Source organism: Myceligenerans pegani (genome assembly GCF_014892515.1).
Taxonomy (GTDB): domain Bacteria; phylum Actinomycetota; class Actinomycetes; order Actinomycetales; family Cellulomonadaceae; genus Myceligenerans; species Myceligenerans pegani.
In genome coordinates, this window is the sequence record NZ_JADBGR010000087.1 from 46,157 (window position 1) to 60,497 (window position 14,341).

The 14,341-nt window shown below is 70.2% G+C and carries 16 protein-coding genes; 11 read left to right on the forward strand and 5 right to left on the reverse strand.

Annotated features, from left to right (window positions below):
• Positions 1-37: 37 nt before the first annotated feature.
• Genes IIE03_RS12915 through IIE03_RS12930 form a run of 4 tightly spaced genes read right to left on the reverse strand, consistent with a single transcriptional unit; the run spans position 38 to position 3,283 of the window.
• The gene (locus IIE03_RS12915; RefSeq protein WP_192863178.1) at positions 38-832 is read right to left on the reverse strand and encodes an aldo/keto reductase; all 795 of its coding nucleotides are present in this window, start codon (positions 830-832) and stop codon (positions 38-40) included.
• Positions 829-1,476, reverse strand: coding sequence for a dTMP kinase (gene tmk / locus IIE03_RS12920; RefSeq protein ID WP_192863179.1), 648 nt, complete (start codon positions 1,474-1,476; stop codon positions 829-831). The genes IIE03_RS12915 and tmk overlap by 4 nt, the downstream gene beginning before the upstream one ends.
• Positions 1,473-2,117 (reverse strand): 3'-5' exonuclease, encoded by a 645-nt coding sequence (locus tag IIE03_RS12925; protein WP_192863180.1) that lies wholly within the window; start codon positions 2,115-2,117, stop codon positions 1,473-1,475. The genes tmk and IIE03_RS12925 overlap by 4 nt, the downstream gene beginning before the upstream one ends.
• On the reverse strand, positions 2,114-3,283 hold the full coding sequence (locus IIE03_RS12930) for a radical SAM family protein (RefSeq protein ID WP_225997705.1): 1,170 nt from the start codon (positions 3,281-3,283) through the stop codon (positions 2,114-2,116). Before IIE03_RS12930 ends, IIE03_RS12925 begins: the two co-directional genes overlap by 4 nt.
• 515 nt (positions 3,284-3,798) lie before the next feature.
• Here IIE03_RS12930 and IIE03_RS12935 point away from each other — a divergent pair.
• A complete protein-coding gene (locus IIE03_RS12935; protein WP_192863181.1) occupies positions 3,799-4,797 on the forward strand; it encodes a hypothetical protein in 999 nt (332 codons plus the stop codon).
• Positions 4,798-4,815: 18 nt separating this feature from the next.
• On the opposite strand, the gene IIE03_RS12940 is transcribed toward IIE03_RS12935, so the two are convergent.
• Entirely contained in the window at positions 4,816-5,469 is a 654-nt protein-coding gene (locus IIE03_RS12940) for a YdcF family protein (protein ID WP_192863182.1), read from the reverse strand.
• Between the two features lie 202 nt (positions 5,470-5,671).
• On the opposite strand from IIE03_RS12940, the gene IIE03_RS26380 reads away from it, so the two are divergent.
• The 10 genes from IIE03_RS26380 to IIE03_RS12985 all read left to right on the forward strand — a co-directional run bounded on the left by IIE03_RS26380 (position 5,672) and on the right by IIE03_RS12985 (position 14,102).
• On the forward strand, positions 5,672-5,794 hold the full coding sequence (locus IIE03_RS26380; protein WP_264158589.1) for a hypothetical protein: 123 nt from the start codon (positions 5,672-5,674) through the stop codon (positions 5,792-5,794).
• A gap of 87 nt (positions 5,795-5,881) precedes the next feature.
• Complete coding sequence (locus tag IIE03_RS12945) at positions 5,882-7,411, forward strand: asparagine synthase (protein ID WP_192863183.1); 1,530 nt, start codon at positions 5,882-5,884, stop codon at positions 7,409-7,411.
• Entirely contained in the window at positions 7,408-8,196 is a 789-nt protein-coding gene (locus tag IIE03_RS12950; RefSeq protein ID WP_192863184.1) for a class I SAM-dependent methyltransferase, read from the forward strand. Before IIE03_RS12945 ends, IIE03_RS12950 begins: the two co-directional genes overlap by 4 nt.
• 18 nt (positions 8,197-8,214) lie before the next feature.
• A complete protein-coding gene (locus tag IIE03_RS12955) occupies positions 8,215-8,499 on the forward strand; it encodes a hypothetical protein (RefSeq protein WP_192863185.1) in 285 nt (94 codons plus the stop codon).
• Positions 8,500-8,688: 189 nt separating this feature from the next.
• On the forward strand, positions 8,689-9,504 hold the full coding sequence (locus tag IIE03_RS12960; RefSeq protein ID WP_192863186.1) for a hypothetical protein: 816 nt from the start codon (positions 8,689-8,691) through the stop codon (positions 9,502-9,504).
• Complete coding sequence (locus IIE03_RS12965; RefSeq protein ID WP_225997706.1) at positions 9,501-10,427, forward strand: phosphotransferase family protein; 927 nt, start codon at positions 9,501-9,503, stop codon at positions 10,425-10,427. Before IIE03_RS12960 ends, IIE03_RS12965 begins: the two co-directional genes overlap by 4 nt.
• Positions 10,428-10,771: 344 nt before the next feature.
• Positions 10,772-11,215 carry a hypothetical protein gene (locus IIE03_RS12970; RefSeq protein ID WP_192863187.1) on the forward strand — a complete coding sequence of 148 codons (444 nt, stop codon included), beginning with the start codon at positions 10,772-10,774 and terminating at the stop codon, positions 11,213-11,215.
• A complete protein-coding gene (locus IIE03_RS12975; RefSeq protein WP_192863188.1) occupies positions 11,212-12,330 on the forward strand; it encodes an HAD family hydrolase in 1,119 nt (372 codons plus the stop codon). The genes IIE03_RS12970 and IIE03_RS12975 overlap by 4 nt, the downstream gene beginning before the upstream one ends.
• Before the next feature lie 210 nt (positions 12,331-12,540).
• Positions 12,541-13,401 carry an HAD family hydrolase gene (locus tag IIE03_RS12980; RefSeq protein ID WP_192863189.1) on the forward strand — a complete coding sequence of 287 codons (861 nt, stop codon included), beginning with the start codon at positions 12,541-12,543 and terminating at the stop codon, positions 13,399-13,401.
• The gene (locus IIE03_RS12985; RefSeq protein WP_192863190.1) at positions 13,398-14,102 is read left to right on the forward strand and encodes a hypothetical protein; all 705 of its coding nucleotides are present in this window, start codon (positions 13,398-13,400) and stop codon (positions 14,100-14,102) included. The genes IIE03_RS12980 and IIE03_RS12985 overlap by 4 nt, the downstream gene beginning before the upstream one ends.
• Positions 14,103-14,341: the final 239 nt, after the last annotated feature.

The window sequence follows — 14,341 nt, forward strand, 5'->3', positions numbered from 1 at the left end:
CGGGATGGGTCGCATCGACATCGCGCAAACGCGATGCCTATGGGATCGGGTGGACGTTCTGTTGGAGGTGCTGGATCGATGTTGAGCCGGGTATCGGCAGGACGACCGGGGACAGTCCGAGAAGCCAGGAGAGTTCCCGCTGGGCTGCGCCTGGTCCATCGGCCAGTGCTCCGGCGGCGAGCGGCGCGTAGGGGACGAAGGCGGTCTCGTTCTCAGTGCAGTGGTTGAGTACGGCCCAGTCCTGTTCGTGGCGGTTGAACTTGTTCTGAACCGCTGCGATCGGTGCGATTCGGCGTGCTGCCTCGATCTGAGTGGTAGTGACCTTGGACAGGCCGATGTGCCGGATCTTGCCCTCGGCGCGGAGCACGGCGAGTTCGCCGACCTGGTCCTCGAGCGGCACCTTGGGATCGACCCGGTGGAGGTAGTGCAGGTCGATCCGGTCGACTGCGAGGCGTCGCAGGCTCATCTCCACGCACTGGCGCAGGTACTCCGGCCGGCCCACGGGCGCCCACCTGTTGGGTCCTTGTCGTGTCATGCCGCCTTTGGTGGCGATGACCAGGTGGTCGGGGTAGGGGTGCAGGGCCTTGCGGATGAGGTGTTCGACGGTCTCGGGTCCGTACGCATCGGCGGTGTCGAGATGGTTGACGCCCAGGTCGACGGCGCGGCGCAGCACTGCCTTCGCTGCGTGCATGTCGGCGGGGTGGTACCAGTGCCCGGGCCCGGTGAGTTGCATGGTGCCGTACCCGATCCGGTGCACGGGCAGGTCCCCGCCGAGGAGGAAGATGCCGGAGGCCGCTGCGGGGCTGGCGGCGTCGAGCGTGGTAGCGGTCATGCCGCCGTACCTTCTTCCTGCGCGCCGAGGGCGTCATGAACGTGCCGGTGCGCCAGCGCGGTGACGGCGTTGGCGCTGAGGTGGGTGGTGTCGATGGCGTGGACGACGGCGCCGGTGGCCGCCAGGTGCTCGGCCGCTTCCTTGTGCCAGGTGGCTTCGTCGCGGCTGGAGGTGTGCTGATCCTGGTAGCGGTTGTGCGTTCCGCGGCGGGTCAGGCGGCGGCGGATGACGTCGTCGTCCGCGGTCAGGCTTAGGAGCAGGTCGGGCGTGCGGGCCTGCTTGTTCAGCGCCCACAGCAGTTCGGGGTCGACGCCGTCGAGACGCTGCATGACCAGGCCGGAGGCGATGTATCGGTCCGTGATCACGATCGCACCCGCGGCGAGGCGTGGTTCTATCTCGTGCGCGAGGTGGTGGTACCGGTCGGCGGCGTACAGGCACGCGAGCGTGAGGCCGTCGGCGGTGTTCGTCATCCCGCGCGCCAGCGTTCCGATCGGCCCGTCCGAGGGTTCTGCGGTCCGGTGGACCGTGTGCCCGTCCTGGCCCAGGAGGATGGTGAGCGCGCGGGTCAGGGTTGACTTCCCGACGCCGGAGGGCCCGTCGACCGCGATGAACATCCCGCCGCCGACAGGAGACGTGATGGTCATGGCAGGTCGAACAGGGTCGGGTCGGACGCTGCGGGGCGGCGGCCGGCGGCCGTGGAAGCTGTACCCAGCCCTGCGACAAGGCCGTACTGGCGCAGTTCGTCGAGCCCGAGGCCCTCGCCCGCGGCGCTGTCGGCGACGAGGTCCACGAACAGCCTGGCCGTGACCAGGGCGTCGTATCCCGCGCGGTGGGGTCGCAGGCCGTCGGGGATGTCGGCGTCGAGTCGCCGGTGCCGCACGAGGGCACCGAGCCGGTAGCTAGTCAGGTTCCAAGCGTGGCGCGCGAGCTTGAGAGTGTCGAACGCCTCGGCAGGCTGCCAGCCGGCCAGGGAGCGGGTCAGAACGCCGAGGTCGACGTGGACGTTGTGCCCGACCGGGGCGCCGGCGGCGAGAGCCGCCAGGACGTCGTCGGCCACCTCGGCGATCGTGGGCGCGTGGGCGACGTCGTCGTTGCTGATCCCGTGGATGTTGCGGGCGTGCCACTGGATCGGGTGGGGCGGGCGCACCAGCCACGAGCGTGGTTCGCCGATCTGCCCGCCGATGATCGGGACGATGGCGAGTTCGACGAGGTCGGGTGGCCGGTGGCCGTTTCCTTCGACGTCGACGACGACGTAATCGAGGTCGTTCCAGCGGCCGGTGCTCATGACGGGTCCTCCGTGTCCGACGGCGTGACAGGGTCCCAACCGAGGTCGGCGCGGCCGTGCAGGCGGCGCTTGTGCGGGTGGCGCTGATCGTGGATCTGGAAGCCGAGGCCGTGCTGCAGGAAGTAGCGGGGCTGCTCGTCCAGGCCGGCCACGATCGCGGCTCGCTCGGTGATCTCCACGACCTCGACATCCTTCCGGTCCGGCAGGCGCTGCGCGAGCGCGCGGATGTCCTCGATCCCCGGCACTTGGTGGGCGCCCGAGCAGATCGCGAGCTGCTTGGCCGGGCAGATGTCGCACAGTTCCCGGATGCCGTAGTGCCCGTTGTAGTCCGCGACCTGGTGGGCGAAGGAGACCGAGCAGGACGTCTTGCGGAACAACGGCCCGCCGCCGTCGGCGAACGCCTCCAGGACGCGGCGTTCGAGGGTCTCGGGCACGATCTTGCGCCGGGCCGTGTCGCTGTAGGGCTCGGGCAGCTTGTTGGCCTTGTAGTAGTCGGCGATCTCGCCGCGGTAGAACAGGCCGGTGAACACCGTCGCGTGCGCATGGTGGGAGAGTTCGACGGCCTTGGCCAGGTGCTCTGGGGAGTCGTTGAGGCCGGGTACCAGCGGGCGCCAGTACAGGATGACCCGGTAGCGGTCCGCGTGCTCGAACGCCGTCCTCAGCGATGCCTCCGCGATGGAGGACTTGACCGGTTCGATCCGCTCGTCGGTGATCCCCGAGTAGGTGATCAGGAGAGTCAGCTTCAGGCTGCGCAGGCGGTTGAGCCGGGCGCAGTCTTCGGGATCGATCCGGTAGCGGGTGATGACCAGGACGTGATTGGTCAGGCCGAGCGCGTCCAGTGCCTCCAGCACCGCGAACAGGTGCTCCTTGACCCGCGGCAGGAACGGGTCGGTGGCGCGGTTGAAGATCTGGATCGGGGTCTTGTCGGGCTGGAAGTAGGGGTGCGAGATGAGTTCACGTACGGCGTCGTCGTCGGCCATCAGCGCGCGCGGCTGGTTCATGTCCCACACGCCGTAGGTGTGCCGGATGCAGTAGGCGCAGTCCAGCGGGCAGCCCTGGATGTGGTTCAGCGACAGGCCGGACTTGCGGTACTCGACCACCTCACGGGCCCGCTCGGGCAGGCGTGCGATCTGCTCGCGGGTGAGCAACGGAACGGTGACGGGCACGGGCGCCTCCCCAGGGACGTGGACATCCGCGCCGACCGGGCCGGCGGCGCACGCCCACCATCGGTCGCCCACCACCCGGTGCGGGAGGGCATTCTGTCCGGCAGAGACCGGCAATCTGGAGTGAAGTCGCACCACACCGGGACCGGGCTCACTACCCTGGACGAACGGCACGCCTGTTTCAGATGGACCAAGAACGTCGGTGGACGGAGGACGTCATGGCCAACGACCACTTGCGGCTGCGACGGGAATCGACACCGTCGCCGTCGGGCAGTGGCCTGCCGATGTCGCGGAGAGAGCTGGCCGAGGCTGTGAACCAGTACATCTGGCGCACCACCGGCAGGGAGGTCCACCTCGACGTCGACACCCTCCGCCGCTACGAGAACGGACAGCCCCGCTGGCCAGGGGCGGACTACCGGAACGGGCTGCGCGCAGTGCTCGGCGTGGGGTCCGACGCCGACCTCGGGTTTCACCCGACCCGGCGAGGTCGGACCGCGGCACCGACGCAGGATGTGGGGGTGTGGGTTGCCACCTGGGCCGGTAAGGGTGCATTGGCCGGCACCGACTCCGAGGTCCCAGCCACGGCGATCGATCTCTTGTGCCGCACCGTGTTGTCCTACCCTCCTGCTGCTGGCGGACCCGATCGGGCGAATCGAGCGCGGCCGGACGTCGCCGGTGCCTTCGCGTCTTACCAGGCGGGCAACTTCGAAGCGGCGGCACTGTTGGCGTCCAAGGCCCTTGCCGCTCTGCGATCGGCGGAGCCTGGCCGCGAGAGCGCCGATGCCAGGCTCTGCGCGCTGGCGTACCAGGTCGCCGCGATCGTCCTGTCGAAGGCAGGCCGGACCCACATCGCGTGGATCGCCGCGGACCGCGGTGTCGCAGCGGCCGAGGCGAGCAATGACGCGTGCCTGCGTCTGTCGCTGCTGCGCACAGCGGCCTTCTCGATGGCGGTCGCTGGTCATCGAGGCGACGCGCTGGCTACGATCGAGACGGCCGTCGGGGAGTTCCAGAGCCGCATGTCCAGGACGACGGCGTCGGCTGCGGCCTACGGCACGATCCTGCTGACGGGAGCGGTCCTGCTGGCCGGGGCCGGCGACCAGGCGGCCGCCGCGACGTACCTCGACGAAGCCCAGCGCGCGGCCATGGTCACCGATGCCGATCGCAACGACCTGTGGACCGCGTTCGGCCCCACCAACGTCACGATCCACCGCGCCAACGTCGCCGCCGCGGCCGGTGACATGGACACCGTCCTGGCCCTCGGCGGACCACTCCGGGTCGACCACCTGCCAGCCGAACGGCGGGTGCGGCTACATCTCGATGTCGCACGCGCAAGCCTCGCCGCAGGAGATCACGGGGACGCGCTCGCCACGCTCGTGCGGGCCGAGGCGGCAGCGCCCTCTCAGGTACGGCACCACCGCATCACCCGGGATGTCGTGGGCTCGCTCGTCGCAGTCGCGCGGCAGCCCGGTCCGGAACTGACGCGCCTGGCCGGCCTTGTCGGTGTCCCCACTACCTGACGGAAGTCGGAACCCCGGCTACTCCTCGACCAACAACCGCTTGGTGTACCCGGCTTTGACGAGCCGCTCGTACGCGCCACGCACGTCGTCGGGAACCTTGACCGGGACGGCGAAGCCCGCGTCCGCGTAGACCCACAGCCGCTGGGTGTCCCCCACCAGCATGTTCAGCACCCGCTGCTCATCTCCGATCGAGGCGATGTAGTCCTCCAGCGCCAGCCACCGGGCAGAACACACGACGTCGAGCTGGGGCCACAGCTTACGGACCGTGGCCCACGCACGGCGCTGCTGATAGGGCCGGCTGACGATCGTCGCCGACCGCGGATCGAGCCCGCGGCCCAGCAGCAGCTCACGGGTGAACGTGAAGTTCTCGCTGGTGTTGGTCGCCTTCGTCTCCACCAGGATCGCGTCCGCCGGTACGCCAAGCGCCTCGGCCCGCTCGGCGAAGTGCACCGCTTCTCCCCGCGGGAAGCGGTCGACCGTCGTGGGGGCGTTCGCCCCGGTGAAGACGACCAACGGGAACCAGCCCTGGCGATACAAGTCGGCCACGTGCTCGGCCACGCCGATGTCATGACCACCCAGACCGATCGCAATGTCGGTGGAACGGTGCTCGTCGGGCAACTGGTGGAACTCCCACAGAACCTGGGCGTCGCGGATCACGCTCGGGGAAGACATGGCCGCCAGTCTGGCACGGCCCGACGACGCGATTCGGTCGACTACCGATCACGGACGAGCCAGCTGCCCGCTGGCCGACCGATGTCTCCAGACTGCCGGGCGCCGGATCGCAGAATGCCCTCCTGCTCCGATCCGCGCGCGGCGAGGGTGGTCACGCCGTCGAACACGTCGGCGGCGTCACCGACAGGAAGGCAGGACCGACATGAACGTGGACGAGTTCTTCACCGGCCCGATCAAGGCGGGCGTGCCCCAGTTGCGCGACCAGGCCGGCCGCAAGATGCCGGGAGCCGCCGACTCGGACAAGCAGGGCGACCTGTGCAGCTGATCCGCCACCCCTGACCGCTCGCGGGGATCGGGAGTTGCCCGGAGCCCCGGTCCCCGCGAGCTCCCACCCTGCGTGGAGGCTCTTGCGATGCTGAAATTCACCATCCGCCTGTCCGACCTGTCCGACCCCGCGTGGAGCTGGGACGGGCGCGCATGGAACTCAGGCGGCAGCCGGATCGAACCGCTGGCCAACCCGTCGGTGGAATCGTTCCTGGTCGCCACGGGCGAGCGGTCGTGCCTCGTCATCGTCCGGGAGCGCGACCTTCACGGCCGCCGGCACCCTACGCCTCGCACGCTCACGGACGCACTGGCGTGGCCCGGCGACCACGTCACCCTGGAGCTGACTCCGCAGGGCATCACCGCCCATGCCGGGGTGTTCGGTACCGCGCCGCTGTACCTGACGGTCAGCGACGCGACGGCGGCTGGTTCCTGGAACGTGACCGATCTGCTCGGTCGGTTCGAGCCCGGCAAGCTCGTCGAGGCCGCCGTGACCCGAGCCCTGCTGCGTACGCCGGTGTACTCCAGCACGACCCTGTTCAACGGCGTACGGCGGTTGACCGAGCGCGCCATGGCACACCTCGACACGCGCGGCGTCGAGGTTTCCTACCCGGATCCGGCCGAGCATGTCCTCGCCGCGCGGGAGACTCGCGGCGCCGACGTGGTTGCGGCGTTCGACGAGGTCCTGTCCTACGTGATCGGTCGCCTGCCACGCCCTGACCAAGTCGTGGCGGAGCTGTCCGGCGGCGCGGACTCGGCCAACGTCGCCCTGTCCGCGGCCTCGCGGCACGGAACGATCCGGACCGTGGGGCTCGTGGTCGATGGCGATATCGGCCGCGCCCAGGCCAGGCGCCGCGAGACCTTGGTTCGTCACCTCGGTGCCCAGGACGTTGCCATCCCCGCCGCCTGGCACCCGCCGTTCGCGCTCGACGGCATTCGTGGCCGGCTCCAGCCCCACGATCCGGAGGCCGCGTTCTACCGGGAGGCATTCGACGCCATGCGCACCGCCGCCCGCGACTGCGCGGCCACCCTCGTCTACACCGGCCTGGGAGGCGACGAGATCAGCGCCCTGCACCCCCACGAGCGCACACCCGACCCGGCCAGTGAGCCGGGCGCCGTGACGTTGCCCGACTGGACGGGACCAGTGGTCCGCGCCGTGGCGGGCGACGACCTGGCGGCTGATGCTGCACCGGTCTCGGCCGTCCCGATTCCCACGCTGAACGCCTTCGCCCTGCACAACCCGGCCTACCTCGACGTCGGGATCTGGCCGGTCGCGCCACTCGCGCACCCCCTCGTCGTCCGGTTCGCGGAACAACTCCCCGTGGAGTATCGGCGAGGCAAGCGTCTCCTGCGCGAGCGCCTGCGGCGGGCGAAGCTGCCCGAACGTCTGGTGAGCCCGGCAGAGCCCGAGAACTTCCTGTCCCTGATGGACCGAGGAATGCGCGAGTACGGCGTGGCGCACCTGCAGCGCATGCTGTCGGAGTCGATCCTGGTCGACGGCGGCTACCTCGACGGCCAAGCCCTGCGCACCGCGACCGAGGACCTGGAACGCACCGGAAGATACGAGACCCGGCTGTTCGACGCAATCGCGCTCGAGACCGGACTCAGGAGTCTGCAATGAACAGCACCAGGACCAGTCCGACCATCGCAGACGACCTCGCTGCAGCGAACCTCCTCTACCGCGACCCCGGAATGCACGACTACCTCCAAGGCGCGGCCACCCGCGACACCGACGTCGTCCACCACGCCGTCGACACCTGGGCGTCGCACGCCGAGAGCCTGCTCGACGCCGGCTGCGGAACCGGCGCCCTCGTCGCCGCGCTGAGCGACCGCCTGGCCGGCCTCGGCATCGACCTGCAACCCCAGCTCATCGCCCACGCTCGCCACGAACACCCCGGCTGCGACTTCGAGGTCGGTGAGCTGTGCACGCTCGACCTCGGGCGTAGGTTCGACGTCATCACCTGCCTCGGCAACGTGCTCGCCTACCTGCACGAACCCGAAGAGCTCGACGCCGCGACCGCCACCATGAGCCGCCACGCCCGTCCCGGCACGATCGTCGTCATCAACACCCTCATCACGCCGCCCCCAGCAGGCCCGGCCAGCACCAGCTGTGTGGCGACGGCTCGGGGGCCGGTCCAGGTCACTGTCCAGAACCACTGGGACGACGACGCACAGGTGGCCACCATGACGCGCCGCTGGACCTTCTCTGGCGGGCGCACCGAGACCGACCTCGTGCACCGCCGCGTGCACGACCTGAACGCTCTGACCGCGGCCCTGACCGGCCACGGCTTCCAGGTGCGGACCGCCTTCGATACGCTCGCAACCACACGGAACCCGCCGCGCGGGCCCTCGGCATACATCATCGCCCAGCGCACCGGTGCCGATCCCGACCAGACTCGGCGCTGACCGGTTCAGGGGGTTTGGATGGTGAACGACGCACTGCGGCGCTGGCGCCTGAGCGCACCGTCCCCGTCAGGCTCGGGGAGCCCCATGACCCGCGCCGAACTGGCCGAAGCCGTCAACCAATACGTCTGGTCCACGACGGGCCAGCACTGCACGCTTGATGCGGCGACACTCGCCCGCTACGAGCGCGGCATGGTCGGCTGGCCCGGCGAGACGTACCGCACCGGGCTACGGGCCGTACTCGGAGCCGCGAGCGATGCCGAGCTCGGGTTCCGGCCCACCCGCCGCGGCGCTGCGGCCACTTGAGGCACGCCCGAGCTTGGCGACACCGAGCCAACACGGTGGGCCGGGGCCGATCCCGAGACCTTCCTGCAGGCTCTGCCCGACACCGCGCCGCCGCGCCGAGTCTCGTGGACCGAGGTCGAGCTCGTCCGGGAGACCACCCGGGTCATCGCGACCTCGGAGAATACGTTCGGTGGCGGTCTCGCGCTCCAGATGGCCATCGCCCAGTTGCGTCTCGCGACCGGAGTCCTCGATGCCACGGGAACCATCGAGGTTCGCCGGGCGGCAGCTCAGGCCGTCGGCAACCTCGCGGGTGTCGTCGGATTTGCCGCCTACGACATGGCCGACTACAGCCTGACCGACCGCTGCTACGACCTGGCGCTCTGGTGTGCCGACGAAGGCCACTCGCAGGCGCTACGCGCGACCGTCCTGGCCGACATGGCGCGCAAGGCCGCGCATCTCGACCGCCACGGCGAGGCACTGAGGATGATCGAGGCCGCCCAGGAGCTCCGCGGAGACCTGACCGCGACCGGCCGCGCGATGCTCGCGGCCTCCCGCGCCCGCCTCCTCGCCCGCACCGATCGCCCGCACGAGGCACGTGAGGAGATCTCCCGCGCCGACGAATGGTTCGCCCGACGCGACCCCGCCACCGACCCGCCGTGGCTGTGCTACTACGACGACGCCGAGCACCAAGGCTCCATCGGCAAGACGCGCCTCCCCCTCGCGCGCGCCGGCATCGAGGTGGACGACACGATCGACCGGCTCCGCGCCGCAGTCGCCCGGCACGACCCGCAGTACGTCCGATCACGGACCTTCTCCCGCGTCCGCCTGGCTACCCTCCACTGTTCGATCGGTGACATCACCACTGCCACCGAGATCGCTCAGGCCGCCATGACCGACGCCGCCACGATGCGCTCGGCGCGCATGCGCGAGGAACTGGCCACGCTCGCCTCAGCCACCGCCGGTCTTCCCCGCCCGCAGGCATCCGAGCTGCGCCGAGCCATCTCGACCATCCTGGCCAAGAAATGACGCAACCAGAGCCCACTCAGCGCGCCGAACGGCCGGTACCAGACGCTGCCGAGGATGTTGCCGCAATCGGCCACAGGGCCGCCGTCCGGGCCGGGATCAACGACAACGGCGCGCGCCCTCTGCGTCATGGCTCCAACGCACTCTTCCTCCTGCCGCACGCGAACCTCGTCGCGCGGGTTGGCCGACCCGGATCCATGACGACCGCCCGGCGGGAAGTTCAGATCGCCGCATGGCTCGCCGACCAGGGCCTGCGGGTCAACACACCCGCGCCCGGAATCGAGCAACCGGTGATCATCGCCGACCAGCCCGTCACATGGTGGCTGCCCCTGTTACCACATCGCCATGCCACCACGGCCGAGCTCGCAACGGTCCTGCACCGACTGCACGAACTACCGGTCCCGGACTCGCTCGGCCTGCCCGCTCTCGACCCGCTCGCGCAGATCGCCGACCGCATCGCCGACACGACCGGGATCGCACCGGCAGACCGTTCCTGGCTCCTCGACCACGCCGCCGCGCTCCGACGAGAGGTGGCAGGGGCGATACCCGCCCGCGCCGCCGTCGTCCACGGCGACGCCTGGCAGGGCAACGTCGTCGTGCCCGACGACGGCGAACCCGTCCTGCTCGACTTCGAGCACGTCGCGCTCGGACACCCCGACTGGGACCTGGTCCCGATCGCCGTCGACCACACCGACTTCGCAAGGCTCAGCGACGCGGACTACGACGCGTTCGTCAGCGCCTATGGCGGCCACGACGTCACCCGCACGCCCTGGTTCCGCACTATGGCCGACATCCAGGAACTGCGCTGGACGGCCTTCGTCGCCCAGAAAGCCGCCACGGATCCGCGCGCAGCGACCGAGGCTACCCACCGCATCGCCTGCCTCCGCGGCGAAGTCCCGAAGCCGTGGACCTGGACCGCGTTCTGACCGAACCATGGAGCAGGAGTCGGCTCAGTCACCCACGCTGAGTGACACGGAACCCACCGTTGCGACGACACTCTCGCAGCGTCGGATCCCGGCGTCAGCGTCGTCGTCCACGAACGCTCTCACGCGTTCGTTCGAGCCGGACCCCGCATAGCCCGCCCCGGCCGCACTCCCGGTGCCTCGAGCGAGCAGTGCCCTCGGATCCCGACCGGCGGCAGATTGCCGGAGTCGCGGGCGCTGAATGCCCTCCTCACGTTCTAGCGGCACGACAAAAGTGGAACGCACCAATCAGGCGCGCGGGACGGACCTGATCCACGGGTGCGGACCGCGTGCCGGGAGGAGGAACCATGACGAAGTTCATGAACCGCGCGCGCCAACCTGATGCGCCCGTGCAAATGATCCGCAACGTCGCGCGTCGAGTCGGCGACTTGAACGAGCAGATCCGCATCGGAATGAGCGGGCTCTCCGCCGACAGCAGCGCGCCGAGAATTCTCGTCCGTCACGGCCGCAGCGCGGTCCTGGATGCGTGCGAGTTGTGGGGCACGTCCGGACGGCCTCCGAGCCTGCGCCGCCTGTGTGAGCTGCCCGGCGGGGTGGGCTTACGGATGCAGTGGATCGAGCAGGCCGTCACGAACGCGGGCCTTACCTTCCCAACAAGGGACTTGGGCCTACGAGGACGTTGGCGCCGAATCCAGCCGCCCGGCTCCCCGACCGTCTGGTTCGAACTGGACCTGCTGCCCGTCGACCGGCCGGAGGCACCGCACCTGGAAGCCGCGGCAGGCCCCAGATGAGCCCCGCCGAGATGCCCGCCACGCTCGACACGTCCGCATGGAGCACCGCTCGTCTGGTGGTGGTGGACGTGGATGCGCACGTGACTCTGGCCGATCAGCGGGTCTCACCCGAAGCCGTCCAGATGATGGAGCTGGTCAGCGCTACCGGGCACACGGTTGTGCTGTCCACGGACAGGCCACTGTTCGAGCTGTTGCGGCTCGCCGGGCGGTTCGGGGTTCGTGAGGGCTACGCGGTCTGCTCCCATGGGGCGCTGACCGTGCGCCTGGATGCGGGCATGCCGGGCGGCTATGAACTGCTCGACGCGGTCACGTTCGACCTGGACGCGCTGATCCTGCAGCTGGAGGACCTCCAGCTCCTTGCCGACACGGTGATCGCCGCCGAGGATCCCGGCGCCGGGTGGCGGGTCAGCCACCGGTCCGAGACACGGCTCCTGCACGGTGCCCAGGAACAGGTATCGCCGGCTCGGCTGCGAGGTGAGGCGACCAGCCTGGCCCGCCTGCAGGCGCCCGACCTCGCCGGGTATGCGGATGTGCTGGCCGCTGCCACCGCACTGAGGGTCATCCCGACCGGGCCGGACTCCTGCGATGTGACCGGACCTGCCGCGTTATCGCAGACGGCGCTTGACTCCGTGCATGCCCGGCTGGGTCTCTCGTCCCACGCCTCCATCGTGGTGCACGACATCCTCCACCACAGCGTCGCGGCGGTGGTGCCTCCTGAGGCTCTACGTCCCGGGCTTTCGCCGCTGGCTGCACAGCTGACCGCCGCCGTGGCAGCCGTCGCGGGACAGAGAGCCGAGAAGGCCCGTGGCGCCGGCGGGCCTGTCCCGGCGGCGCCGGAGCCGGCGACGGTGGTGCGGGTGTGGCACGGGGACGGCGTGGACCTGGCGGGCGCCGAGATCGGGACCCATCACAGGCACGGCTGGACGCGTCACTCACCGATCCCGGCCGGGCGCGGGGCCACGATGCGCGACATCGAACACGCGGCCCTGGACGCCGGACTGCGCTACCCCCGAGGCATCGAAGGCCGCCGCCGCCCGTGGTGGCGCACCGCCCCCACCCTCGTGGACGACCACGGACGCCCAGCCGGGTTCGAACTTCCCCTGACCCGCACGTAACGGCCCTGCGACTTGCGGCCGGGCCCACCCAGACACCCCCGGGCCCGGCCGTAGACGTTCTCGCCGCTCGTGTTCGTCTGGCGGCTGAGGACCTGAACTGCCATCGAGGAGCCGGTCTCACGCCCGGGCTTCTGGCGCATCGCCGACCTCAGCACCGAGGCCGGATTCCCGTACAGCAAGCAGGACCCGACCCACACAAGGGAGCAGGTCATGTCCCACCCCGCCATCCTGAAACCCGCCGCGACAGCCGCGACACTGAATCGCGCCACGATCCCGAGGCTCACCGCCGCCCGTCCGGCGCTCCTCGCGCTGGACGTCGACGGCACGCTCCTCGTGACGGGACAGAAGATCCCGGAGGTGACGGTCCGGGCCGTGCGCGCCGCGGTCGCTGCCGGTCACACCGTGGTGCTTGCCACGGGCCGGCCGCTGGGCGGGGTGCGGCCGGTCGTCCGGCAGCTCGGGCTCCGCTCGGGCTGGGTCACCTGTTCCAACGGCGCGGTCGTCGCCCGCATCACCGGCCGCCGCCTGACCGTGACCAGCCGGGTGACGTTCGACCCGACCCGCGCGCTCCTGCGCGCGTGCGGCGCGGCACCGGACGCGCTCCTGGCCGTCGGGGACATCCAACGGGGCGGCTGGCGCGTGAGCCAGAAGTTCCCCCGCGGCCGTCTCAACGGGCCTCAACGGCGGGTGCGCTGGGAGCACGACCTGTGGGACCGGCCCACCAGCCGCGCCGTCGTGGCCGCCGACGACGCCGCCGATCTCGCCCACGAACTGTCCTGGTGTGGAGTCACCGCTACCCCAGCCGGGCCGGACTGGGTCGACCTGACCGCGAAGAACCTGTCCAAGGCCTCGGGCCTGGAACAGATCCGCCTCGCCGTGGGCATCGAGAAGGACGCCACGATCGCCGTTGGCGACGCCACCAACGACATCTGCGCATTCGAATGGGCCGCCACCGCGGTCGCGATGGGACAAGCCCCAGACGAGGTCAAGGCCGCCGCCGACTTCGTCACCGGAACCATCCACGAACACGGCATCCTGCCCGTGCTCGACGCGCTGGCGGTGACACGATGAACGCGGCCGCAGCCAGACACCTCGCCGATGGGGAACCGGCCGCCGGGATCATCCCGGCCACGGTCCTGGACTGCCTGTCCGACGGTGAGTGTGTCGTGATCTGGTGCCAGATCGGACACCTGCCCGGAACCGACGCGAAGGTCGTCATCACGCGCGTCGGCAGCCGATTCGAGACGGTCGTCCACACCGCCGGCGCATCACCGATCTCGATGTCCCAGGCGATGACCGGCACGACGCCGTCGTCGTACACGATCGTGCGCCACGGCCCCGATCACATCCTGACCACCGACGGGCATACCGATGCGGCGACCGCCGAACGATGGCTCGCCGCCCTGCGCACCGGGACGGCGACACCGTGGACCGACAACACCGACAACACCGACGACTTCGACCACGTACGCAACTGGATCCTGGCCCATGCGCCCGGCGGACTGTTCACCGCGATCACAGACCGCGGTGCGGCAATCGGAATCGGGGGCCATGCCGTCCGAGCCGGCGACGTGGAGGTCGCGATGCTCACAGGCACCGACGTGATCGCATCCCCGCGCCACTCCACGTCAGCGACCCGGCTGCACCGGCTGATCGCCCGCTGGCGCCAGGCCGGAGCACCGTACACCGAACAGCTACCCGCCGCCCTGTTCCGCCAGGGCCACGGCTGGCGGGTACGACTCGTCGTGCCCAGGACGGAGGACGCGCGATGACAGGGCGGGCGGACCCCGCCAACCTGGCTACCTTCCTCGGCAGACATGGGCTCCGGTAGGACATCGGCGCACACCGCGGACCTCGGCGAGGTCCAGCAGTTCGTCGAGGAAGTGTTCGCGGTCGGGTCAGAACCCGCTGCGCTCGTAGAAGCGTCGCACCCGCGGTATGTTCTCGGCGGCATTCGAGGTCGCTTGCGACAAGGTCACATCGGATCACCGCCACCAATGCCGGGCGGAAC